Source organism: Marmoricola sp. OAE513 (genome assembly GCF_040546585.1).
Lineage (GTDB): Bacteria > Actinomycetota > Actinomycetes > Propionibacteriales > Nocardioidaceae > Marmoricola.
Genome location: NZ_JBEPOC010000001.1, coordinates 1,583,679 through 1,604,449, shown reverse-complemented (window position 1 = coordinate 1,604,449; position 20,771 = coordinate 1,583,679). Strand labels below are relative to the sequence as shown.

The following is a 20,771-nucleotide window of genomic DNA, read 5'->3' as shown; positions in this document are numbered from 1 at the left end:
CCGACGTGAAGGCGTCGATCTTCAGCAACGACGCGTCGTAGCCCCGCCCTACGCGAAGGTGACGGGGTCGCCGACGGCGATCCGACCCGCGTTCAGCGGGATCAGGTGGACCGCGAACCAGGTCGCTCCGTCGTGCAGCCGGTGCTTCGCCAAGGTCCGGATCGGTTCCTTGGTCGAGGTGAGGTCGGTCGAGGAGATCGTCGTCATGACGCACCGGTCCACCCGCTTGGGGACCCGGAACGCGACCTCGCCGATCTGCACCCGGGTCCAGCCGTCCTCCGCGAACGGGTGGTCGCCGTCGATCACCACGTTCGGGCGGAACCTCTCGATCGGCAGCGGCGCGGGTGCTTCCTCGCCGCGCTCGAGGGCTCCGGCAGCGATCCAGTCGTTGAGCTGGTTCAGGGACGCGAGCGACGCCAGCGTCACCGGGCAGCTGTCCGTGTACGGCGCGTGGTCGGTCGCGACTGCCCACTCCCGCTCGAACCGCCGGCGCTCGGGGTCGTCGCACCAGACCAGGCGCAGGTCGGGGCGACCGGTGACGGCGCGCAGCCACTGGTGCGCCGACTCGTCGGCCGGCCGGCCCTGCAGGTCGTTGCTGAACATCCGCAGGTCGATGAGGGCGGAGTCCGGCTCGACGACGTCGATCGGCTCGTGCCCGCGCGAGCGCAGTCGCAACGGCGCCGGCAGGCCTGGCTCGGTCTCGGGGGTGTCGGCGACGACGTGGAAGAGGGTCCGCAGCTCGCGCGCACTGACCAACGTGCCGCCGTTGTCGACGACCATCCACCGGCGGTCCCCGGCCAGTCCCCAGGGCAGCACCTCGGCGGTGGTCAGCGGCCGGATCGCCGTGCTCTTGACCGGGTGCACGTTGATGCCGCGCAGGGTCAGCGTCATCGCAACCAACCCTCGAGCCGGTCCAGGCCGCGGGTGATCTCCTCGGCGCTCCCGGCGAAGGAGAGCCGGACGAACTCGTTGCCGCGCCGGGTGTCGAAGTCGATGCCGGGCGCGGTGGCGACACCGGTCTCGGCGAGCAGGCGCTGGCACCAGGAGTAGCTGTCGTCGGTGAGGTGGCTGATGTCGGCGTACACGTAGAACGCGCCGTCGGCAGGGGCGAGCCGGTCGACCCCGAGCCGCGGCAGACGTTCGAGGAGCAGGGCGCGGTTGGCGGCGTACCGGTTGACGTGGCCGTCGAGCTCGGCGTACGACTCCGGGGTGAACGCGGCGACGGCGGCGTACTGGGAGATCACCGGGGGGCAGATCGTGAAGTTGCCGGTGAGCACGTCGACCGGACGGCGCAGGTCCCCGGGGACGACCATCCAGCCGAGCCGCCAGCCGGTCATCGAGAAGTACTTCGAGAACGACCCGAAGATGACCCCGGTGCGCGAGGTCTGCCACGCCGACGACGTGCCGGCACCCCCGTAGGTGATGCCGTGGTAGATCTCGTCGGAGATCAGCCGTACGCCGTTCTGCTCGCACCACGCAGCGATCGCAGCCAGCTCCTCGGGCGCGATCATCGTGCCGGTCGGGTTCGCGGGAGAGGCGATCACCAGGCCGGCGACCGGACCCCCCGCAGACGACGCTGCTGCCTCGAGCAGCTCGACCGTCGGCTGGAACCGGGTCTCGGGGCCGCAGTCGATCTCGACGACCTCACACCCGAGCGCGGTCAGCACGTTGCGGTAGCAGGGGTACCCGGGCCGGGCCATCACGACGCGGTCACCCGGCTCGAACGCCGCCAGGAAGGCGAGGAGGAACCCGCCCGAGGACCCGGTGGTCACCACGATGTCCTCGGCGTCCACCTCGATGCCCGACGTACGCCGGTGGTGCTCGGCGATCGCCCGGCGCAGCTCCGGGATCCCGGTGGCGACGCTGTACCCGAGCAGGTCCTCGTCGAGCAGGCGCTTGGCTTCCTCGCGCACCGGACGCGGCGCACCCGTGGACGGCTGACCGGCGACGAAGTTCACCAGGTCGCCGTGGCTCGCGGCGCGGGTCTGGGCCGCGGCCAGCAGGTCCATCACGTGGAACGGCGGCACGTTCGCGCGGGCTGCCACCTGAAGGCGCTGCTGGGTCTGACCGGTCACAGTGACACGGTAGTGCCCGTCCGCCGTGCCCCCCTCGGGCTCCTACCCGTTCGGTCCCTCGAGCCGGTCGGGCTTCTTGGTGACCAGGAACTCGAAGTCGCTCGCGAACTGCGACGGGGACGTCTCGCCGTCCCACGCGATCAGCGCCCGGTGCTCGGCGTTGATCCCGATGACGTTGGCGCCGTGGCTGTTCGGGTCGTAGCCGCCGCCGGGGAGGGCCTCGCCCTTGTCGACGAAGACGCCGAGGGAGAGCGCCACCTTCGAGATGGTCCGGATGTCCCCGGTGAGTGCACGGAAGGACGGGTCGAAGCGGCTGACGTAGTCGGCGAGGACCTTGTCGGTGTCGCGCTTCGGGTCCGTGGTGACGAAGACAAGCTGCACCTGCTTGCGCTGCGCGTCGCTGAGCTTGGTCAGGCCGGCGGCGACCGACGACATCACCGCGGGGCAGATGTCCGGGCAGCGCGTGTAGCCGAAGAACACGAGCGTGAGGGGCTTCGTGCTGTCGTCGACCAAGGAGAAGGTGCCGCCGTCGGTCGTGGTCAGCTCGTCGGCCGCCACCGGACGGCTGGCGTCCAGGACGGTGCCGTGGATGTCGACGCCCTTCTCCTCGCCGCCGCAAGCGGAGAGGAGGGTCAGAGCCGTCACCGCAGCGGCAACGGCGACCAGGACACGCTTCGGGTTCACTTCTGCTCCAGGGCTTGCAGGACTTCGGAACGGGACTTGAGCTCACCGACGTGGACCGCGACGACCCTGCCGTCGCGCACCAGGACGGTCGAGGGGACGGCACTCAGCGGGACACGACCGTCGAGGGCGACGACCAGGTCGGCGCCGCTGTCGAGCCAATTGGGATAGGTGACGTCGGCGTCGGCCAGGGCTTCCTCGGCGTTGCCGGCGGAGCGGTCGCGGCTGAAGCCGACGACGTCGAGTGCACCGCTCGCGGCCACGGACTGCAGCAGCGGGAGCTCTGTCTTGCACGGCACGCACCAGCTGGCCCAGATGTTGACCAGGTACGGCTCGTCGCCGGTCGGCAGGGTCGCGCCGTCACCGAGCGGGTCGTCGGTCGGGAAGTCGACCGCGATCGGATCGACAGCGCTCCAGCCGCGGGTCACGGTCGGCGCCTTCTGCCCGGCCGAGCTGTCGCGGTAGCTGTCCTCGCCGCAGGCGGTGAGCACGAGCACGCCGCCGAGCAGGGCGAGCGCTGCCGCGGGGACGCGCGAGCGGGGAGGGCGGAACACCCGGAGATGGTAACGGCGCTTCCTGAAGCCGCTTCTCAGGTGCTCGGCCCCCTGGTCAGGCCTTCTGGTCAGCCCTTCTGGGCGGCGGCGTGCCGACCGGCGCGACGACCGAAGTACGACCCCTCGGCGAGCTGGGTGCCCGAGGCGTAGCTGGCCCCCGTCTGGGCGATGTTCGCGGCGCACGCTCCGGCGGCGTACAGGCCGGCGACGACGCTGCCGTCCTCGCGCTGGACCTGGCCGTCGACCGTGCAGCGCATCCCACCGAGCGTGAAGCCGGCGTACAGGGCGTTGCCCAGGGTCAGGTCGTAAGCGCCCCACGGACCCTGGTCCTGCGGTGCGATCCAGTCCGGGTGCTTGTGGAACTCCGGGTCCTCGCCGTTGTGCGCGTGCTTGTTGTAGCTGCCGAGCGTCTCGACGAGGTTCCCCTCGGGGATGCCGAGCGAGGACTCCATCTCCTCGACCGTCTCCCAGCCGTCGATGAACGGGCACAGCGGCATCGAGGGGTGCTCGATGTGCGCGGAGTCGACGATCAGGTACGCCTTCTGCTCCGGCTGGTGCATCACGTGGTACGACGTCCGGGAGTGGTAGCTGTCCTCGGTGACGAAGCGCTTGCCGTCCTTGTTCACCACGATGCCCTTGACCAGGACCGACGGCGGGTAGAACGGCGCGGTGATGAAGGGCTCGTCCATGAACTTCAGCTGTGCGCCGACCGACTTGCCCAGGCGCAGGCCGAGGCCGTCGTCGTAGGTGTTGCCGAGGACGAACAGCTTCTCGCCCAGGGCCGGGGTGTTCTCGGCGACCATGTCCGGGTTCATCACGAAGCCGCCGGCGGCGACCACGACGGCCTTGGCCCTCAGGTGGCCGGTCTCGGAGAACTTCTTCCAGGCGACGCCGACGACGGACCCGTCGGCGTCCTGGACGAGGTTGGTGGCGCCGACCTCGTACCGCACGTCGACGCCGGCTTCCTTGATGCGCTCGTTGAGCAGGTCCATCACCATCTGGGTGCCGCCGGTGTCACCGGGGACCGGGACCTTGTGGCCGCGCGGGGCCGGGACGGCAGCGTCGCGGTAGGGGTGGACCTTCTCGTTGCCGGTGAACATCAGACCCTCGGTGTTGGGCTGGATCACGGCCTTGCCGGAGAAGTAGCTGCGCTCGAACTGGAAGCCGAGCGCCTCGACCCAGTCGAAGTGCTCGACGCTGTCGTCGCAGAAGACGCGGATCTTGTCGTGCTCCGGGTCCTCGCTGACCGCGACCAGGTACTTGTACATCTCGTCTGCGGAGTCCTCGTGCCCGGTCGCCTGCTGCACCGCGGTGCCGCCGCCCAGGTAGAAGTGCCCGCCGGACATCGCGCTGGTGCCGCCGTACGTCGCGGACCGCTCGAGCAGGACGACGCGCGCGCCCGACCGGGCTGCCTCCAGCGCTGCGCAGGCGCCGGCGATGCCGAACCCGATGACGACGACGTCGGTCTCCTCGACGTCGGAGGGGATCGCGGAAGCGGGGAGGACATCAGGCAGGGCGGTCGTCATGGGAGAAGGGTAGGACGAAACTAGAACAAGTTCTACAGTTCGGCCGGCGTCGGACCGGAGACCGCCTCCGATAGACTGCTCTCCACAGCCCCCACCGCCAGGTGCCGCTCTTCATGACACTCGACGTCCACACGCTCAACCAGGGTCTCCTGGCGGGCACGGGCGTGCTGCTGGTCGCGATCCTGGCCGTGCGGGCCTCCACCGGAGCCGGCCTCCCCAGCCTTCTGCTCTACCTGCTCATCGGGGTCGGCATCGGCGAGGCCGGGCTGGGCGTCAGCTTCTCCGACGCCGAGCTGGCCAACGCGCTGGGCTTCGCGGCCCTGATCATCATCCTGGCCGAAGGTGGTCTCACCACGAACTGGGGCGAGATGCGCCCGGTGGTCAAGATGGGCCTGTCCCTGGCCACCGTCGGCGTCGCCGTCAGCGTCGGGATCGTCGCGCTGGCAGCGCACTTCGTCTTCGGGATGAGCTGGCAGATCTCGGTGCTGCTCGGTGCGCTCACCTCCCCGACGGACGCGGCAGCCGTGTTCTCGGTGCTGCGCCGGGTGCCGCTGCCGCGGCGCCTCAACTCCACGCTCGAGGCCGAGTCCGGCCTCAACGACGCGCCCACCGTCGTGCTGGTGACCTTGGTCAGCGCCTCGGGCCACCACGGCGCCGCCAGCTTCGTCGGCGAGGTCGCCTTCGAGCTCGTCGTCGGTGTGCTCGGCGGCCTCCTGGTCGGGTTCGGCGGCGCCTGGGCGATGCGCCGGGCGGCGCTGCCGTCCTCGGGTCTGTACCCGCTCGCTGTCCTCTCCCTCTCGGTCCTCGCGTATGCCGCCACGGCCACCGTGCACGGTTCCGGCTTCGCGGCCGTCTACGTCGCGGCGCTGATCCTCGGGAACTCCGAGCTGCCGCACCGTGCCGCCACCCGGTCGTTCGCGGAGGGGATGGCCTGGCTCGCCCAGATCGGGCTCTTCGTGATGCTCGGGCTGCTGGTCACGCCGAGCCTGATCACGTGGGAGGACGTGGGGCTGGCATTCGCCGCCGGCCTCGTGCTGACCCTGGTCGCGCGCCCGGTCTCGGTCTTCGTCTCGGCGCTGGTCCAGCCGATGCCCGTGCGCGAGCTCGGTTTCATCAGCTGGGCGGGTCTCCGCGGAGCGGTGCCGATCGTGCTCGCGACGATCCCGCTCTCGGCCGGGGTCGACGACGCCACCCAGCTGTTCAACATCGTCTTCGTCATGACCGTGATCTACACGTTGATCACGGCACCGACCCTGCCGCTGGTCGCCCGGGTGCTCAAGGTCGCGCGGCGCAGCGAGCCGCGCGACCTCGACGTCGAGGCCGCTCCCCTCGAACGGATCGCGGCGGACCTGCTGATGATCACCATCTCGCCGAAGTCCCTGATGCACGGCGTCGAGGTGGCCGAGCTGAGATTGCCCAAGGGCGCCTCGGTCTCGCTGATCGTCCGTGACGGCTCAACCCTGGTTCCTCAGCTGCGCACGGTCCTGCGTCGTGGCGACGAGCTGCTCGTCGTCACGCCCCGCAAGACGCGGGAGAAGACCGAGGCCCGGTTGCGGGCGGTCTCGCTCAAGGGCCGCCTGGCCCAGTGGCTCAACGAGTAGGACGCCGCACGCAAGAACGCCACGGCCCCGCCGACCTGGTGGTCGACGGGGCCGAGGAGCGTTGGATCAGCGGGTCGCGATCACGCCGTCGATCTTGACCGTCTTGCCGGACTTGCTGATCACCTTGATCACCAGGGTCCCGGTCTTGACCGAGCCGAGGTCCTTGACGTTGATGACCTGCTTCGAACCCTTGCCCTTGAGGCTGTAGGTGCCCAGCTTCTTGCCGCCGAACGAGACCTTGATCTTGCCGCCGTGAGCGGACTTCTTGACCACGATCGCGATCTTGCGCACCTTCAGGTCCTGCAGGATCAGCTTGGCGTTCTTCGTGGTGGCCTTGCTCAGCGTGCCCTGGTAGGCGGCGCCGGACTTGACCCGCTTGAACTTCTTGGCGTTGAACAGGTGCCGGTCGTCGTGCGCCACGGTCGTGCACTTCTCGGCGCTCCAGGCTCCCGTGTTGGCGTGGGAGTCCTTGGCCAGGCTGCTGAAGCAGTAGGTGTAGCCGGGCTTGCCGGTGAAGTCGAGGGACGTGGCAGCAGAGTTCGACGAGATGATCGTCGGGTTGCCCAGGTTGCTGTCCCACTTGGCCGACCGGACCCGGATGCTTCCGTTGCCCAGGTTCGAGAACCGGTCGCTGGCAGCGCGGCTGACCTTGAACGTCGTGCCGACCGAGCTGGCCGGCGCACTCACCGTCGAGGTCGGACCGGCGGTGTCCAGGATCTTCGCGGAGATGAACCCCTTGGCCGGGTCGGCGCTGTGGATGATGCCGGCGAAGAGGACGTTGCCCTGGTTGTCGGAACCGACACCGGTGCCGCCGTACACGTAGTTGGTGTCACCGGAGTCGTACGTCGTCATGTTCTGGATGACGCTCGAGCGGTAGGCAGCGCGCTGGTGCTCGTTGTCGTCGAAGCCGATGAAGGCAAACCCGGAGTCGCTGATCGTGGCGTGCGACGCCGACAGGCCGCTGAGGGCACCGGAGACGATCGCCGGGTTGGTCCAGTTGCCGGTGGTGGTCGCGCGCTGGGTGTAGCCGACGTAGTTGCCGCCGCCGATGCGGGTGTAGGAGACCAGGGCAGCGCCCTTGTCGTTCTGGTCGACGCTGAAGAACGCGGCCGTGTAGCCGGCGGGCGAGGCGTAGACGGCGCCGCCGAGGGTGGCGTCCGGCTTGGAGGTGCTGGTCATCGCCCGGAAGTCGGCGTCGACCTTCTTGCCGTAGACCACGGTGCCGAAACCGTCGTCGCCGAGGGCCACGTCGGACTCGGTCGTGTACTTGCCGACCAGCCCGACGGACTTGGTCGCCGACCAGGTCTGGTTGCTCGGGTCGAACCGGCGGGTGTTGATCACGTCGTCGGCGTTGTACTCCTCGTTGTACGCGATCAGCGCCTGGCCGGCGGTGTTCACCGCGATGCTCGGCTGGTGGGCGGAGGTGCCGGAGACGGACTTGGTGTCCGCCGTGCCGGCCTTGTCCAGGGTCGAGACGCGGACCTGGTCGAACCCGCCACCGTTGGAGATCTCGTAGGCGACGAAGAGCTTGCCCTTCCCGTCGACGGCTGCGTCGAGGGGGGCCTGCACGTCCGGGGAGCCTGCGGTGCTGATGAGCTGCGGGTCGGGGAAGTTGCCCTCCGCGTCCATGCGTGCGGCGGCGACGCGGATGTCGTCGAACTGGTCGGTCTGCATCCAGGCCACGACGGTCTCGCCCTTGTCGTTGGTGCTGACGGTCGGGTTCGAGACGACAGTGCCGGGAGCGGTCACGTAGTCGGTGTGCCAGGTGCCGGCAGGGCGGGAGGCCGCGACGACGCGGCCGTCACGGATCCAGGTGGCGACGGCGGTGCCGTTCTCCGCCATGGCGAAGTCGGCGTCGGTGGGGAGGTTGCCGACTCCGCTGACGTTGGTGCCGGAGACGAAGGTCGGGGTGGCGGAGGCCGAGGGCATCGTGAGCAGGGCGCCCGCGGTGAGCGAGGCGGCTACGAGCGAGCCGGTGAAGGTCTTGCGGAACATGGCTGGAGCCTTTCGAGAGATCGGTTGCGGTTGCGTTGCGTGGTGGTAGGAGCACCACGGGCGCGGAACCTTGCAACTTCTCGCGAAAGTTTTTTTCTACAGCGCGTCGACCCCGGTCTGCTCGGCCGACCAGGCCCAGAGCCGGGCTGCCTCGGCTGGGTCCTTGGCGTGCGGGAAGACGCCCAGGGCCTGACCGGTGACCCGGTTCTCGGGATCGGCGACTCCGGTGATGTCGCAGTCCTCCAGGTAGACGCCGCCCAGCCCCTCCAGCAGCGGCGAAGTCGCGGCGAAGACGGCGGTCGCGGCACCGGCCTCGGGTGACTTGAACTCCGGCATCAGCGGCTTGCCGTCGCTGCCGTAGGAGAGCAGGTTCTCGACGTCCTCGGCCTGGAGGTGCCGGCCCAGCGGAGTCAGGATGGCGCCCGGGTGCAGGGCGAACGCGCGGACGCCGTGCTCGGCACCGCGCCGGTCGAGCTCGACGGCGAACAGCACGTTCGCCGTCTTGGACTGCCCGTAGGCGAGCCACTTGTCGTAGCCGTCGCGGGCGAAGTCCAGGTCGTCCCAACGGATCCCGCCGAACTGGTGGCCGCCGGAGGAGACGCTGACGACGCGGGCGCCCCCTGCCCCGGTGTCGCGCAGCAGCGTCCAGAGCCGGTTGACGAGCGCGAAGTGGCCGAGGTGGTTGGTGGCCAGCTGCAGCTCCCAGCCGGGGCCGACGTGCTCCTGCGGGGTCGCCATGATCCCGGCGCTGCCGATGAGGATGTCGAGGTGCCCGCCCGCAGCGAGCACCTGGTCGGCGTACGCCGCGACGCTGGCCTGGTCGGAGAGGTCCATCACCCCGAGAGTCACCCGCGGGATCCCCGCCAACGCCTCGGCCGCTGTCTCCGGACGTCGCGCAGGAACCAGCACCTCGTCGATCCCGGCCGCGACCAGTGCTTTGACCATCTCGATGCCGATGCCCGAGTAGCCACCGGTGACCAGGGCGCGCTTGCCGCGCAGGTCGATGCCCTCGAGCACCTCGGCAGCGGTGGTGTGCAGGCCGAAGCCGGAGCCCAGCGGGACCTGCTCGGTGGCGGCGTAGGTCATCACGTGCCTGCCGGGAAGTTGACGTCCTTGGTGACGGCTTCCCACTCGTCGATGGACGCGGTCAGCTGCTCGATCTTCTCCCGCACGGCCTTGAGGACGTCGTGACCGAGCAGCAGGCGCAGCGGCGGCTGCTCGAGTCCGGCCACCATGACGACGGCCTCGGCGCACTTGCGCGGGTCCCCGGGCAGGTGGTCGGCGAACTGCTTGATCAGGTCCTTGCGGACGCCGACGTCCTCGGCGTACGCCTCGAGGGGGGCCGAGGACTCGTGCATCGACCGGCTGGCCCAGTCGGTGCGGAACGCGCCGGGCTCGATCGCGGTCACCTTGATCCCGAAGGCGGCGACCTCCTTGGAGAGCGCCTCGGTGAGTCCCTCGAGGGCGAACTTCGTCGAGGAGTAGAACGCGTTCGGCGGGTTCGCGACCAGTCCGGTCATCGAGGAGATGTTGATGATGTGGCCGCTGCCCTGCTCGCGCATCGTGGGCAGCACCTCCTGGATGGTGTCGACGACGCCGAAGTAGTTGGTGTCGAAGAGCGCCCGGATCTCGGCGTCCTCGCCCTCCTCCACGGCGGAGAGGTAGCCGTAGCCGGCGTTGTTCACCAGTACGTCGATGCCGCCGAACGCGCTGATGGTCGCAGCGACCGCGTTCGCGATCTGACCGCGGTCGGTGACGTCGAGAGCGACGGCGACGGCCTGTTCGCCGTACGAGTCGACGAGGTCCTGGACGGCCTCGACCTTGCGCGCGGTGACGACGACCTGGTGCCCGGCCTCGAGGGCGACGGTCGCGATCTCCCGCCCGATCCCGGTCGAGCACCCGGTGATCAGCCAGCGGCTCATGCCACGACTCCCTCGGGGAGGCGGTTCTTCGTGTAGCCGGTCTGACGTTCGGCGAGCTGGTCGGCCCGGCCGGCCTCGTCGATCCGGGCGATGTCGGGGAGCTCCTTGTCGAGGTCGTCGAGGTCGATGACGCGTCCGGTGGCGGCGAGGTCCTCGGTGGCGCCGCCCGGACCGAACTCCGCCATCCGCAGCGTCAGGAAGCCCTCGCGCAGGCCGGCCGAGTCGATCCAGTTGTGGACGCCGGGGTTCTCCGGGCCGATGACGTAGGTGTAGGTGCCGTCCCCGTTCGGTTTCGACTGAGCCTTGTTCAGCGAGCTCGTGCTGCCGTAGATGTCCAGCGTGGTGCCCCACAGGTTGCCGAGCGGGACGGTGAAGTACTCCGCGCCGCCGTCGCTGACGTCGACCACGAACGCCTGGCCGGGCTCGAGGTCGAAGCGCCCGGCGACGTAGACCTGGCCGACCATCGCCCCGTGCTGGTTGGAGTTCCACGCCAGCGAGAAGTGGTTCGCGGGTGACTTGGACATCCCGTAGGAGAGCTTGCCGGTGAAGTCGGCGAAGTGCGCCATCATCGCGGCGGTCTTCTCGGCCTGCTCGTCCAGGGTCAGGGCGGGGCGGTCACCGGTGGTCGAGCCTGTCGAGACCCGCTCGATGGTGATCTCGTTCGGCTGGTCCAGCGACCAGTCGAGGAGCACGTCGCGGATGTAGAACTCGTGCGCCTCGGGTGTGGACTGGATGTGGTTGGTGCGCCCGTTCTTCTCGCTGGCGTCGACGGTGATCTCGTAGGTGCCGTCGGGGGCGACCTCCATCCGGCGTCCGTCGACGACGTCGATGGTCCCCATGTGGGCGTTCCAGAGGGTGAAGTAGTTCTCCGTCATCCGGTGCTCGCCGACCCGGCCGCGGATGACGTACTTCTCCTCGCCCGAGATCGGGATGACCCGGTAGACCGAGTCCGGGTTGTCGATGCCCCAGCGGGTGCCGGGGATCCGGACGCCCTCGACCTCGTGCGCGAGCCGGGTGATCGTGGTGACCTTCGGTCGCAACGGGTCCTGGTTGCTGGACCACACAGCCGCCGAGAACATCACCTCCTCGTACGCCGCGTTGAAGCGCTCGCGCATCGCGTCGCTGGGCTTGGCGCGGGCCAGCCAGGTCTCGGCGACGTCGCGGTACGCGGCGCGCACGGTGGGGTGCTCGACCAGCTCGAGAGCCGCCAGCTCGTGCGCGTGCTGCTCGGCGGTGGCGACCGGGTGGTCGGGGAAGGCAGGAGACATGTCGGCGACGCTAGCAGCGATTCGACGAAAATGTCAGTACTGACAAAATGATAGCCTCGCGCGGTGACCAAGTCGGAGCGCACGCGAGCAGCACTGCGTGCCACCGCCCTGCGGCACTTCGTCGCCGACGGGTTCGAAGGAGCCAGCGTGCCAGCGATCGCGGCCGAGGCCGGGGTCACCGAGAGGACGTTCTACCGGCACTTCGCGACCAAGGACGAGGTGCTGTTCGCCGATCTGGTCGAAGGGCTCGCCTGGTTCAGGACGGCCGTGCGGAGCCGCCCGGTCGACGAGCCGCTGCACCGCTCGGTGCTCGAGTCGCTGAGCTCCGCGCCGACCGACCCGCGCCTGCTGGTCGAGATCGCCCGGTTGCGGCGTGAGCTGCTGAGCCCCGAGCGGATCGAGAGGGTCTTCCGCGACCGTCAGGCTGCCATGGCGACCGAGCTGCGCGCACTGCTCGTGGAGCGGGGCGTCGAGGACCTGGCTGCCGCCGTGCGGGCCGAGACGCTCGCGGGTGCCGTGTTCGCGGCGGTCGCGGTGTGGAGCGACGGCCCCGAGCCGCACGACCTGCGCACGCTGGGCGCGCTGACCGAGGAAGCCTTGAACCAGGTTGGTTGAGGTGTGGCCGCGCTGCGCGCGGGCACCTCAACCAGCCTGGGGACGGAAGCGCGCCTCGTACGCCGCGAACCGCTCCTTGATCTGTCCCTCGCTCAACCCGTACGTCTCGGCGCGGTAGTCGGGGCGGCCGGTCTCCCGCGGGCGCCGGACCAACCAGTCGCGCATCGACGCCTCGGCCTCCGCGCTGAGGTCCAGGCCGATGGCGTCGTACACGGTGCTGATCGACTCGATCGGCCTGGCGACCGCATCCTCGAAGGCGAGGTCGGTGGCCGGCTCGCTGCCGGACGCCGCCCATGCCGCCCGGGTCGCGAGGGCGCGGTCGTTGGTCCAGCCCATCCGCTCGATCCACTGGCTGCCGACCCGGTGCAGGTCCACGTGGTCGGAGTGCATCCCGTGCAGCACCGCGTTGAGGCTGGCGCCCGACGGGATCGTCTCGAGGGGATCCCGGTGCAGGTGCACCACGTGCAGGTCGGGGAACTGGGCGCGCAGCGTGTCCAGGTAGCCCAGGTGCACGGGGGTCTTCAGCACCCACCGGCCGACGGTCTCGCCGCGCTGCCGCTTCTGCCACTGCAGCAGCTGGAGCATCTCGTGCAGGTGCCCGTACGCCGGCGCGAAGTCGGCGTGATCGAGCCAACGCCGGTACGTCGGGAGGTTCGCCCCCGACTCGGGGACGTGCGAGAGGAACGCCGCGTCGAGGAAGACGATCTCCTCCTCGGCCTCCATCACGTACATGGGGTGGATCGCGAACAGGTCCGGCATGAACTGCTGGGTCTGCTCCTGCCGGGTCAGTGCGGAGGCGATCCGCGGGTCGGGGCCGGCGAAGTCGAAGTCCAGGCGCGGAGCCGGGGAGATCACCTCCCACCCGTGCGCGCAGGTGAACCGCGGGTCGGCCGCGATCAGGCGCTGGACCAGGGTCGTTCCGCTGCGCATCATCCCGACAACCACGACGGGCGCCTCGATGACCTCCTCGGCGATCTCCGGGTGCCGGCGCCGCCACTCGGTCGCGCGCAACCGCATCCGGAGGTGGTGCACGAGGCCGGCGCGGAGGATGTGCGCGCCCATCTCGGACAGGTCGGCCCCGAGGTAGTCCTCGGCCAGCACGGCCAGCGGCTCCTCGAACGCCCACGGCCCGAAGTCGTCGAGCGACTCCTTGGTCCGGGCAGTCTCGATCAGGGCAGTTGGCGAGAAGTCCGCGCGCAGGTCCACGCGCGAAACCTATGCTCCGGACCATGGACAGCGCCCGGAAGATCGAGAATCTGCTCTACACCTACGCCGAGCGGATCGACCGCGGGGACCTCGACGGCGTCGCCGAGCTCTTCACGCACGCGACGATCTTCGGCCAGGAGAACGGGCCGCCGGAGACCCAGTTCGTCGGCAAGGAGGGTGCGGCCAAGATGTACGGCATGTCGACCCGGCTCTACGAGGACGACGGCACGCCGAAGACCAAGCACATCACCACCAACGCGATCATCGAGGTCGACGACGAGGCCGGCACCGCGACCTGCCGGTCGTACTACTGCGTCGTCCAGGCCACGCCGGCTCTGCCGCTGCAGCCGATCATCGCCGGGAGGTACCACGACACGTTCCAGGTCATCGACGGGGAGTGGTGGTTCGCCACCCGCACGCTGTTCGTCGACCTCATGGGGGACCTGAGTCAGCACCTGAAGTGGTGACGGCTCAGACGCAGCTGTACTTCGGTTCCTTGAGCCGCGCCCGCTTCGGCGCCTTCGGGTCCAGGTTCTTGAACTTGTCGCCGATGATCACGTTGATCCCCGGGCCGAGGTCCTCGGCGTCCGCGACCACGACCTGGGTGTTCTTGCCGAGCGACTGCGCGACCAGGCCGGCGGCCACGGCGTCGGAGGCCTTGGCCCGCACCTCGGCCCGCCGTACGTCGGTCCGCTCGGGGGCGTCGCCGACCTCGCCGGCGCGGAAGCCGGCAGCCTCGAAGTTGTCGAGCGTGGCTCGTGCGCGGCCTGCCTTCTTGCCGGCGTTGTAGACGCTGACGACGACCTGGCTGCGCTTGAGGAACTTGGTCTCGACCAGCTCCTGGCCGGCCGCGCAGGTCAGGGTGCCGTCATCGGTCGACGAGCTCGTGTCGCCGTCATCCTCGATCGGCGCGGTGAGGGCGTTGACACCCCAGACCGCCATCACGATCACGATGACGACAGTGACCGCCAGCGAGACCGCGGAGACGGTCCCGCGCGGGGTCGAGGTCACCGCTTGGCCTCGTACACCCGGGCGTGCACGACGTGGCGCTGCTGCAGCGCCGCGCGCAGAGCCCGGTGCAGTCCGTCCTCGAGGTAGAGCTCGTCCTCCCACTGCACGACGTGGGCGAAGAGGTCGCCGAAGAAGGTGGAGTCCTCGTCCAGGAGGGCCGCGAGCTGGAGGGTGTCCTTCGTGGTGACCAGCTCGTCCAGGCGCACCGGGCGCGGCGGCAGTGCCGCCCAGTCCCGCGGCCCCAGGTCATGGGCCGGGTACGGGCGCCCGTCGCCGATGCGCTTGAAGATCACGGGTCGAGGCTACCGAGTGCCCGAGCCTGCTCGGTGCTGAGCGGCCGAGAACTCGTGGACGGACGGAGTGAGGATCACAGGGCCATCATAGGAAAGGTGCCGAGAATCCCGTCTCCCGGCGCGGCGCCGGGCTGGTCCGAACCGCTTAGAGTCCTGCCCATGGGAGACGAAGACATCCGTACGGCGGTCGCAGCGGGATACGCGTTCGAGGGCGCAGCGCTCGAGCTGGGAGCACTGATGCTGAGCGCGGAGGAGCTCACCGACGTGCACGTCCGGATCCCGCTGAGCATGCTGAACCGGCACGGACTGGTGGCCGGGGCGACGGGAACCGGCAAGACCAAGACGCTGCAGCTGATGGCCGAGCAGCTGAGCACCGCGGGTGTTCCGGTCTTCGCCGCCGACATCAAGGGCGACCTGTCCGGGCTCTCCACCTTCGGCGAGGGCGGGGAGAAGATCACCGCGCGGGCGGCCTCGGTCGGCCAGACCTGGAAGACGACCGCGTTCCCGGTCGAGTACTACGCCCTCGGCGGTGTCGGCACGGGCATCCCGCTGCGGGTCTCGATGAGCGCGTTCGGGCCGACCCTGCTGAGCAAGGTCCTCGGGCTCAACGACACCCAGGAGTCCTCGCTCGGCCTGATCTTCCACTACGCCGACAAGGCCGGACTGGCGCTCCTCGACCTCGCCGACCTGCGCGAGGTGGTCAAGTACCTGGTCTCCGACGAGGGCAAGCCTGAGCTGAAGGATCTCGGCGGGCTGTCGGCGGCGACGGCCGGGGTGATCCTGCGCGAGCTGATCGCGTTCTCCGACCAGGGTGCCGACGCGTTCTTCGGCGAGCCCGAGTTCGACAGCCGGAACCTGCTGCGCAACACGCCCTCGGGCAAGGGCCTGATTAACCTGGTCGAGCTGCCGAACCTCCAGGACCGGCCGGCGGTGTTCTCGACCTTCTTGATGTGGCTCCTCGCGGACCTCTTCCACGACCTGCCCGAGGTCGGGGACGTCGACAAGCCCAAGCTGGTCTTCTTCTTCGACGAGGCGCACCTGCTCTTCAAGGATGCCTCGAAGGACTTCCTGGCCGCGATCGCGCAGACCGTGCGGCTGATCCGTTCCAAGGGCGTCGGGGTCTTCTTCGTGACCCAGTCGCCGACCGATGTGCCCGACGACGTGCTCGCCCAGCTCGGCTCGCGGATCCAGCACCAGCTCCGTGCGCACACCCCGAACGACGCCAAGGCGCTCAAGGCGACGGTGAACACCTACCCGAACAGCGACTACGAGGACCTCGGCGAGGTGATCACCTCCCTAGGGATCGGCGAGGCCGTCGTCACCGTGATGAACGAGCGCGGTGCGCCGACGCCGGTCGCGTGGACCCGCCTGCGCGCGCCCGAGTCGCTGATGGGCCCGGCCGATCCGGCCGAGATGACCAAGGCCGTGCAGGCATCGGCGCTGTACGCGACCTACGCGACCCCCGTTGATCGCGAGTCCGCCCGCGAGCAGCTCGGGGCACGGCTCACCGCGGGGGCGGAGAAGGCGGCGGCCGAGACCGCGGGCACCCCCGTACCCGCACCGACCACGCCGGCCCCGGCGCCCGCGCCTGCGCCTGGGCCCCAGCGCGCCCCGTCGAAGCGTGCGCGGCAGGCGAAGGACAAGAGCGTGGTCACCGAGGTGGTGAACTCCACCACATTCCGGCAGGTTCTCCGGACCGCGGCCCGGGAGATCGTCCGCGGGGCCTTCGGCACAGGTCGTCGCTGAGCTCCCCCAGCCTGCAGGGGATCTGCGCGCCCACCCGCTATTGACAGACGTTCAATGAGCGACCACGGTGTGTACATGGCTCACCAGTCTGTAAACCACACCGTCACGTCCCTCGACGGCACCCGGATCGCGGTGTTCGAGTCCGGCAATCCCGAGGGCCCGGTTCTCGTCGCCGTGCACGGGTACCCCGACAACCACTCCGTGTGGGACGGCGTTGCCGCCGAGCTGGGCGACCGCTACCGCGTGATCACCTACGACGTGCGTGGAGCCGGCGCCTCCGACAAGCCGAAGGGCAAGGCGGCGTACAAGATCGACCGGTTGGTGGAGGACTTCGCCGCGGTGATCGACGACGTGAGCCCGGATGCGCCGGTGCACCTGCTGGCCCACGACTGGGGTTCGATCCAGTCCTGGGGCCCGGTGACCGACCCGCGGTTCGCGGACCGGATCGCGTCGTACACCTCGATCTCCGGTCCGCACCTGGACTACGTCGGCACCTGGATGCGCGACCGGAGCCACCCCGGTGCCTCGCTGCGCCAGGCGTTGTCGTCCTGGTACATCGCTGTCTTCCAGATCCCGTGGCTCCCCGAGCGCGTGGTCCGGCTGGCCGCGGTCGACCAGGGGATCGCGCGTGCCGAGCTGAAGGGCCGCGCCGAGACTGCACTGAAGAACCCGGTCGTCCGCAGCGAGGCCGACAAGGTCAACGGCATCCAGCTCTACCGGGCCAACATGCCGCAGCGACTTGCTCGTCCGCGGCCGGTGCACACCAGCATCCCGGTGCAGGTGCTCGCGCCGACGCGCGACAACTACGTCTCGACCCGGCTCGCCACCGAGGTGCCGGTGCCGTTCGTCGACGACCTCACCGTCGTCGAGGTCGACGGGAGCCACTGGGTCGTCAGCGAGCAGCCGGACGTGATCGGCGCGCTGGTGGACACCTTCGCCGGGCAGCACGCAGCGACCCGGGCTTCCTGAAAGCAGTTAGTCCCCACCTCAAAGCACCCCGGGAGGGAGATGTCTGGTGCTTTGCGGTGGGGACTAACTCAGGGAGGGATGAACTCAGAGAGCGACGTTGACCGGCACGCGGGAGCCGGTCTCGCGCAGCGCGCTGCGCAGGATGGTGTCGCGGTGACCGAGGTCGTCGGTCTCGAGCGCGGCGACGATCGCGAACTGGAGGTTCGCCGAGTCGGTGTGCGCGTTGAGCGCCGCACCGCGCCAGTCGGTGGTCGGGGCTGCTGAGTCGGGGACCGGGATGCCGCGTCCGACGACCGGAAGCACGGTCTGGCTCGCCTCCATCAGCACGACGGCGCACGCAGCGGAGATGAGTACCAGTCCCAGAGCGATGATCAGCATGGTGGCCTCCCAGTCTCGGTCCCTGCGACGGTCGCGGGGTTCTGACAGGGATAACGAGGCGCTCAGGTCGGGGTTACGGCATTTCGGATGAAATGTCCCGATCTTTCTGCCGGTACCCTCGCTCAACCTCGGTGCGGACCAGACGGGAGCGGAGATGGACCGGAGAACCACCGTAGCCACAGATGTCGCGTTTCACGGCGGACCCGAGAAAATAGTCGAGCTGGTCCAGTCTGCGGAGGCCCGCGGCGGGGTGCGCGGCCTGTTCGTCGCCGAGGCCGCCCACGACCCGTCTGGTCGAGCGTAGGTCCGTCTGGTCGAGCGTAGGTCCGGGTGGTCGAGCGTAGGTCTCGGGTGGTCGAGCGTAGGTCTCGGGTGGTCGAGCGTAGTCGAGACCAAACTGCCCAGGCTCATCCCTGACCTGCCCCTCCACAAGGGCGGGCAGGGGCCTCGATCTGCGGCGTACGACGCCGCAGGCTGCGGTGATGGCATGGACCTACATCCTTCAGTGCCTAGACGGCAGCTACTACGTCGGTAGCACCACGCTTCTCGAGGCTCGCGTCTACCAGCACCAAAGGGGGATGGGTGCGGAGTACACCCGCCGACGACTTCCCGTGGTCCTGGTGTGGGCCGAGGAGTTCGAGACGATCCCCGAAGCATTCGCGTTCGAGAAGAAGGTCCAGAACTGGTCGCGCGCCAAGCGAGAAGCATTGATCGAGGGTCGGTACGACGACCTCCCAGGCCTCGCCCGCGGGCGTAACGGCTGGATGAAGCGAGGGGTGCAAGAGGACCCGGGCGGCTGATTGGTCTCGACTACGCTCGACCACCCGGGCCTCACGGCTCGACCACCCGGGCCTCACGGCTCGACCACCCGGGCCTCACGGCTCGACCACCCGGGCCTGAGCTCGACCACCCGGGCCTGAGCTCGACCACCCGGGCCTGAGCTCGACCACCCGGGCCTGAGCTCGACCACCCGGGCCTGAGCTCGACCAGCCGGACGCTGGTCGCGCCGTAGAGATCACTCCTGCGCGTCCAGCCACTCGGACCAGGTCGGGCCGGCGATGACGGCGTCCGGGCCGGGCAGCATCGAGCCACCGGCCATCGACGGCGGGCCGGGGACGGCCACGACGTCGAGGTCCTGACCATTGCGACGGACGAGCTCGCGCACCTGGTCGACGAGCAGCTCCTGGCGCGGTCCGGCGAGGTTGGTGTCCTGCGCGGCCGGGTCGGTCGCGAGCTCGAGGAGCAGCCGGGCGATCTCGGCGGACGCGACGGGCTGCGTCGGGACATCGATGATTGAGACGGTGGCGCCGTCGGTGTTCCAGGCGAGCATCTGGCCGGCGAACTCGTGGAACTGCGTCGCCCGCAGCACGACCGTGCCGGGGGAGTGCTGCCGGTGCGCGTTCTCCTCGGCGGTCTTCGCGACGTAGTAGCCGTAGTCCGGTGACAGGTCGGTTCCGACGATCGAGAGCACGACCGTGCGACCGACGCCCGATGCGTGGGCTGCGGTCCCGAGGTTGCGGGCGACGGTGGTGAAGAACTCGCTGGCCTCGGTCTCGTCGAGGCTCGGGCTCTGGGTGACGTCGACGACGGCGTCGGCCCCGTCGAGGGCTTCCTCGAGGCCAGCGCCGTCGAGCAGGTCGAAGCCGGTCTCGCGAGCGATGCCGACGACCTCGTGACCCTGCTCGGCGGCGAGGGCGGCGAGCTGACGACCGATCAGGCCGGTCGAGCCGGCGATGGCGATGCGCATGGGGGTGCTCCTTCGCTAAACATGGATAGTTTCTATCCGCGATAGTAACCACGAATGCGGACAGTTGTCATCCGGGTATAATCGGAACCGTGAAAATGACCGAAGGCGTCGAGTGGGCGGTGCACTGCTGCGTCGTGCTGAGCCAGGCCGTCGAGCCGGTCTCGGCCGCCCAGCTCGCCGAGCTGCACGGGGTGTCGAAGACCTACCTCGCCAAGCACCTGCAGCAGCTGTCGCGTGCCGGGCTGGTCCGGTCGACGCGGGGACGGGTCGGTGGCTACGAGCTCACCCGCGCTGCGGCGAAGGTCAGCCTGCTCGACATCGTCGAGGCGGTCGACGGGCCCGAGCCGGCGTTCCGGTGCACCGAGATCCGGCAGCGCGGACCGCTCGCGACCCCGCCTGAGAAGTGCCTCAAGCCGTGCGGCGTGGCCCGGGCGATGGGCGCGGCCGAGCAGGCGTGGCGTCGCTCGCTCGCCTCGGTCTCGGTCGACGACCTGGCCGGCAGCGTGGTCCGGGACAACGGTGCGGGAACGTTCGACGCGCTCCGGGGTTGGCTCGCCCCGGGCTGACGGCGGACCCTGCTCAGGGGCTCTCGAACCAGGGGGCGCGAAGGTCGTGGAAGACCGCGCCGTCCATCACCGAGGACAGCGCGACCGCCACCTCTGGCGGGAACTCGCCCGCCTCGCCGGTGCGAGCGGTCGCCTCGTCGGTGAACGCCACCGTCTCGGTGAACGACCCGTCCTCGGCGATCGCGAACGTGCCGCCGATGATCTCGGGTCGCATCGCCCGCAGGGCGTCCCCGTTGCCCACCAGCAGGTCGACCGCAGCGCGGTCCCGGGCGACACCTTGGATGACCTGGACGAAGCCGGCGTCGTCGGAGCCGCCGTCGAGCAGCACGAGGACCTCGTCGTAGTCGCGGAACTCCGGCGGCGCGTCGAAGGTCGCCATCAGTCGTTCTGCCCAGGCGCCCTGCTCGGGGCGCTGAGAGTTGGCCGTCGCATCGGCGCGGGAGGCGAACCGGATCACGGCGAGGAACAGCCCGTCGTCGGTGAAGCCGAACGTCCCGCCGAGGTACCCGGTCGCGCCCGGACCGAGCTCGGTGAGCCACGAGTCGCCGACCGCGCGGAGCTCGTCGGGCCGGCTGCTGCGGCCCTGGATGACCTGGATGAACACGCTGCCTCCTGGGC

Annotated in this window: 22 protein-coding genes; 7 read left to right on the top strand and 15 right to left on the bottom strand. The window is 69.7% G+C overall.

Annotation, left to right across the window (positions count from 1 at the left end; translation table 11 throughout):
• Positions 1 to 48: 48 nt before the first annotated feature.
• The 5 genes from ABIE44_RS08195 to ABIE44_RS08175 all read right to left on the bottom strand — a co-directional run bounded on the left by ABIE44_RS08195 (position 49) and on the right by ABIE44_RS08175 (position 4,836).
• Positions 49 to 891: an MOSC domain-containing protein gene (locus ABIE44_RS08195; RefSeq protein ID WP_209719667.1), complete on the bottom strand. Its 843-nt coding sequence runs from the start codon at positions 889 to 891 to the stop codon at positions 49 to 51.
• Entirely contained in the window at positions 888 to 2,075 is a 1,188-nt protein-coding gene (locus ABIE44_RS08190) for a pyridoxal phosphate-dependent aminotransferase (RefSeq protein ID WP_354437931.1), read from the bottom strand. The genes ABIE44_RS08195 and ABIE44_RS08190 overlap by 4 nt, the downstream gene beginning before the upstream one ends.
• 42 nt (positions 2,076 to 2,117) lie before the next feature.
• Entirely contained in the window at positions 2,118 to 2,759 is a 642-nt protein-coding gene (locus tag ABIE44_RS08185; protein ID WP_209719671.1) for an SCO family protein, read from the bottom strand.
• Positions 2,756 to 3,310 (bottom strand): TlpA family protein disulfide reductase, encoded by a 555-nt coding sequence (locus ABIE44_RS08180; RefSeq protein WP_209719674.1) that lies wholly within the window; start codon positions 3,308 to 3,310, stop codon positions 2,756 to 2,758. The genes ABIE44_RS08185 and ABIE44_RS08180 overlap by 4 nt, the downstream gene beginning before the upstream one ends.
• Before the next feature lie 68 nt (positions 3,311 to 3,378).
• A complete protein-coding gene (locus tag ABIE44_RS08175; protein ID WP_209719677.1) occupies positions 3,379 to 4,836 on the bottom strand; it encodes an FAD-binding protein in 1,458 nt (485 codons plus the stop codon).
• Positions 4,837 to 4,949: 113 nt separating this feature from the next.
• Here ABIE44_RS08175 and ABIE44_RS08170 point away from each other — a divergent pair, with 113 nt between their 5' ends.
• Positions 4,950 to 6,437, top strand: coding sequence for a potassium/proton antiporter (locus tag ABIE44_RS08170; protein ID WP_209719680.1), 1,488 nt, complete (start codon positions 4,950 to 4,952; stop codon positions 6,435 to 6,437).
• A gap of 66 nt (positions 6,438 to 6,503) precedes the next feature.
• On the opposite strand, the gene ABIE44_RS08165 is transcribed toward ABIE44_RS08170, so the two are convergent.
• The 4 genes from ABIE44_RS08165 to ABIE44_RS08150 all read right to left on the bottom strand — a co-directional run bounded on the left by ABIE44_RS08165 (position 6,504) and on the right by ABIE44_RS08150 (position 11,622).
• Complete coding sequence (locus tag ABIE44_RS08165; RefSeq protein ID WP_209719683.1) at positions 6,504 to 8,432, bottom strand: hypothetical protein; 1,929 nt, start codon at positions 8,430 to 8,432, stop codon at positions 6,504 to 6,506.
• Positions 8,433 to 8,528: 96 nt separating this feature from the next.
• On the bottom strand, positions 8,529 to 9,518 hold the full coding sequence (locus ABIE44_RS08160; RefSeq protein WP_209719687.1) for an oxidoreductase: 990 nt from the start codon (positions 9,516 to 9,518) through the stop codon (positions 8,529 to 8,531).
• Positions 9,518 to 10,354: an oxidoreductase gene (locus ABIE44_RS08155; RefSeq protein ID WP_209719691.1), complete on the bottom strand. Its 837-nt coding sequence runs from the start codon at positions 10,352 to 10,354 to the stop codon at positions 9,518 to 9,520. The genes ABIE44_RS08160 and ABIE44_RS08155 overlap by 1 nt, the downstream gene beginning before the upstream one ends.
• On the bottom strand, positions 10,351 to 11,622 hold the full coding sequence (locus ABIE44_RS08150) for a hypothetical protein (RefSeq protein WP_209719693.1): 1,272 nt from the start codon (positions 11,620 to 11,622) through the stop codon (positions 10,351 to 10,353). Before ABIE44_RS08150 ends, ABIE44_RS08155 begins: the two co-directional genes overlap by 4 nt.
• Before the next feature lie 63 nt (positions 11,623 to 11,685).
• On the opposite strand from ABIE44_RS08150, the gene ABIE44_RS08145 reads away from it, so the two are divergent.
• The gene (locus tag ABIE44_RS08145; RefSeq protein ID WP_209719695.1) at positions 11,686 to 12,237 is read left to right on the top strand and encodes a TetR/AcrR family transcriptional regulator; all 552 of its coding nucleotides are present in this window, start codon (positions 11,686 to 11,688) and stop codon (positions 12,235 to 12,237) included.
• Between the two features lie 27 nt (positions 12,238 to 12,264).
• Here ABIE44_RS08145 and ABIE44_RS08140 read toward each other — a convergent pair whose 3' ends face one another.
• On the bottom strand, positions 12,265 to 13,443 hold the full coding sequence (locus ABIE44_RS08140; protein ID WP_209719697.1) for a sulfotransferase family protein: 1,179 nt from the start codon (positions 13,441 to 13,443) through the stop codon (positions 12,265 to 12,267).
• A 23-nt stretch (positions 13,444 to 13,466) separates the two neighbouring features.
• Between ABIE44_RS08140 and ABIE44_RS08135 the strand changes: the two genes are divergently transcribed.
• Positions 13,467 to 13,910 carry a nuclear transport factor 2 family protein gene (locus ABIE44_RS08135; RefSeq protein ID WP_209719699.1) on the top strand — a complete coding sequence of 148 codons (444 nt, stop codon included), beginning with the start codon at positions 13,467 to 13,469 and terminating at the stop codon, positions 13,908 to 13,910.
• Positions 13,911 to 13,914: 4 nt separating this feature from the next.
• On the opposite strand, the gene ABIE44_RS08130 is transcribed toward ABIE44_RS08135, so the two are convergent.
• Together ABIE44_RS08130 and ABIE44_RS08125 are read right to left on the bottom strand one after the other, a co-directional pair.
• A complete protein-coding gene (locus ABIE44_RS08130; protein ID WP_209719701.1) occupies positions 13,915 to 14,454 on the bottom strand; it encodes a LytR C-terminal domain-containing protein in 540 nt (179 codons plus the stop codon).
• A complete protein-coding gene (locus tag ABIE44_RS08125) occupies positions 14,451 to 14,747 on the bottom strand; it encodes a type II toxin-antitoxin system VapB family antitoxin (RefSeq protein ID WP_209719704.1) in 297 nt (98 codons plus the stop codon). Before ABIE44_RS08125 ends, ABIE44_RS08130 begins: the two co-directional genes overlap by 4 nt.
• Positions 14,748 to 14,906: 159 nt before the next feature.
• Here ABIE44_RS08125 and ABIE44_RS08120 point away from each other — a divergent pair, with 159 nt between their 5' ends.
• The gene (locus tag ABIE44_RS08120) at positions 14,907 to 16,493 is read left to right on the top strand and encodes a helicase HerA-like domain-containing protein (protein WP_209719706.1); all 1,587 of its coding nucleotides are present in this window, start codon (positions 14,907 to 14,909) and stop codon (positions 16,491 to 16,493) included.
• A 75-nt stretch (positions 16,494 to 16,568) separates the two neighbouring features.
• A complete protein-coding gene (locus ABIE44_RS08115; RefSeq protein ID WP_209719709.1) occupies positions 16,569 to 17,462 on the top strand; it encodes an alpha/beta fold hydrolase in 894 nt (297 codons plus the stop codon).
• Positions 17,463 to 17,546: 84 nt separating this feature from the next.
• Here the strand turns inward: ABIE44_RS08115 and ABIE44_RS08110 are convergent, their stop codons facing one another.
• Positions 17,547 to 17,840 carry a hypothetical protein gene (locus ABIE44_RS08110; RefSeq protein ID WP_209719711.1) on the bottom strand — a complete coding sequence of 98 codons (294 nt, stop codon included), beginning with the start codon at positions 17,838 to 17,840 and terminating at the stop codon, positions 17,547 to 17,549.
• Between the two features lie 482 nt (positions 17,841 to 18,322).
• On the opposite strand from ABIE44_RS08110, the gene ABIE44_RS08105 reads away from it, so the two are divergent.
• Positions 18,323 to 18,640, top strand: a complete 318-nt coding sequence (locus ABIE44_RS08105; protein WP_209719712.1) for a GIY-YIG nuclease family protein — start codon at positions 18,323 to 18,325, stop codon at positions 18,638 to 18,640.
• Positions 18,641 to 18,855: 215 nt separating this feature from the next.
• Here ABIE44_RS08105 and ABIE44_RS08100 read toward each other — a convergent pair whose 3' ends face one another.
• Complete coding sequence (locus ABIE44_RS08100; protein WP_209719714.1) at positions 18,856 to 19,587, bottom strand: SDR family oxidoreductase; 732 nt, start codon at positions 19,585 to 19,587, stop codon at positions 18,856 to 18,858.
• Positions 19,588 to 19,682: 95 nt separating this feature from the next.
• Between ABIE44_RS08100 and ABIE44_RS08095 the strand changes: the two genes are divergently transcribed.
• Positions 19,683 to 20,153 carry an RrF2 family transcriptional regulator gene (locus tag ABIE44_RS08095; protein WP_354438378.1) on the top strand — a complete coding sequence of 157 codons (471 nt, stop codon included), beginning with the start codon at positions 19,683 to 19,685 and terminating at the stop codon, positions 20,151 to 20,153.
• A 13-nt stretch (positions 20,154 to 20,166) separates the two neighbouring features.
• Here the strand turns inward: ABIE44_RS08095 and ABIE44_RS08090 are convergent, their stop codons facing one another.
• Positions 20,167 to 20,757, bottom strand: a complete 591-nt coding sequence (locus tag ABIE44_RS08090) for a hypothetical protein (protein ID WP_209719718.1) — start codon at positions 20,755 to 20,757, stop codon at positions 20,167 to 20,169.
• Positions 20,758 to 20,771 lie beyond the last annotated feature (14 nt).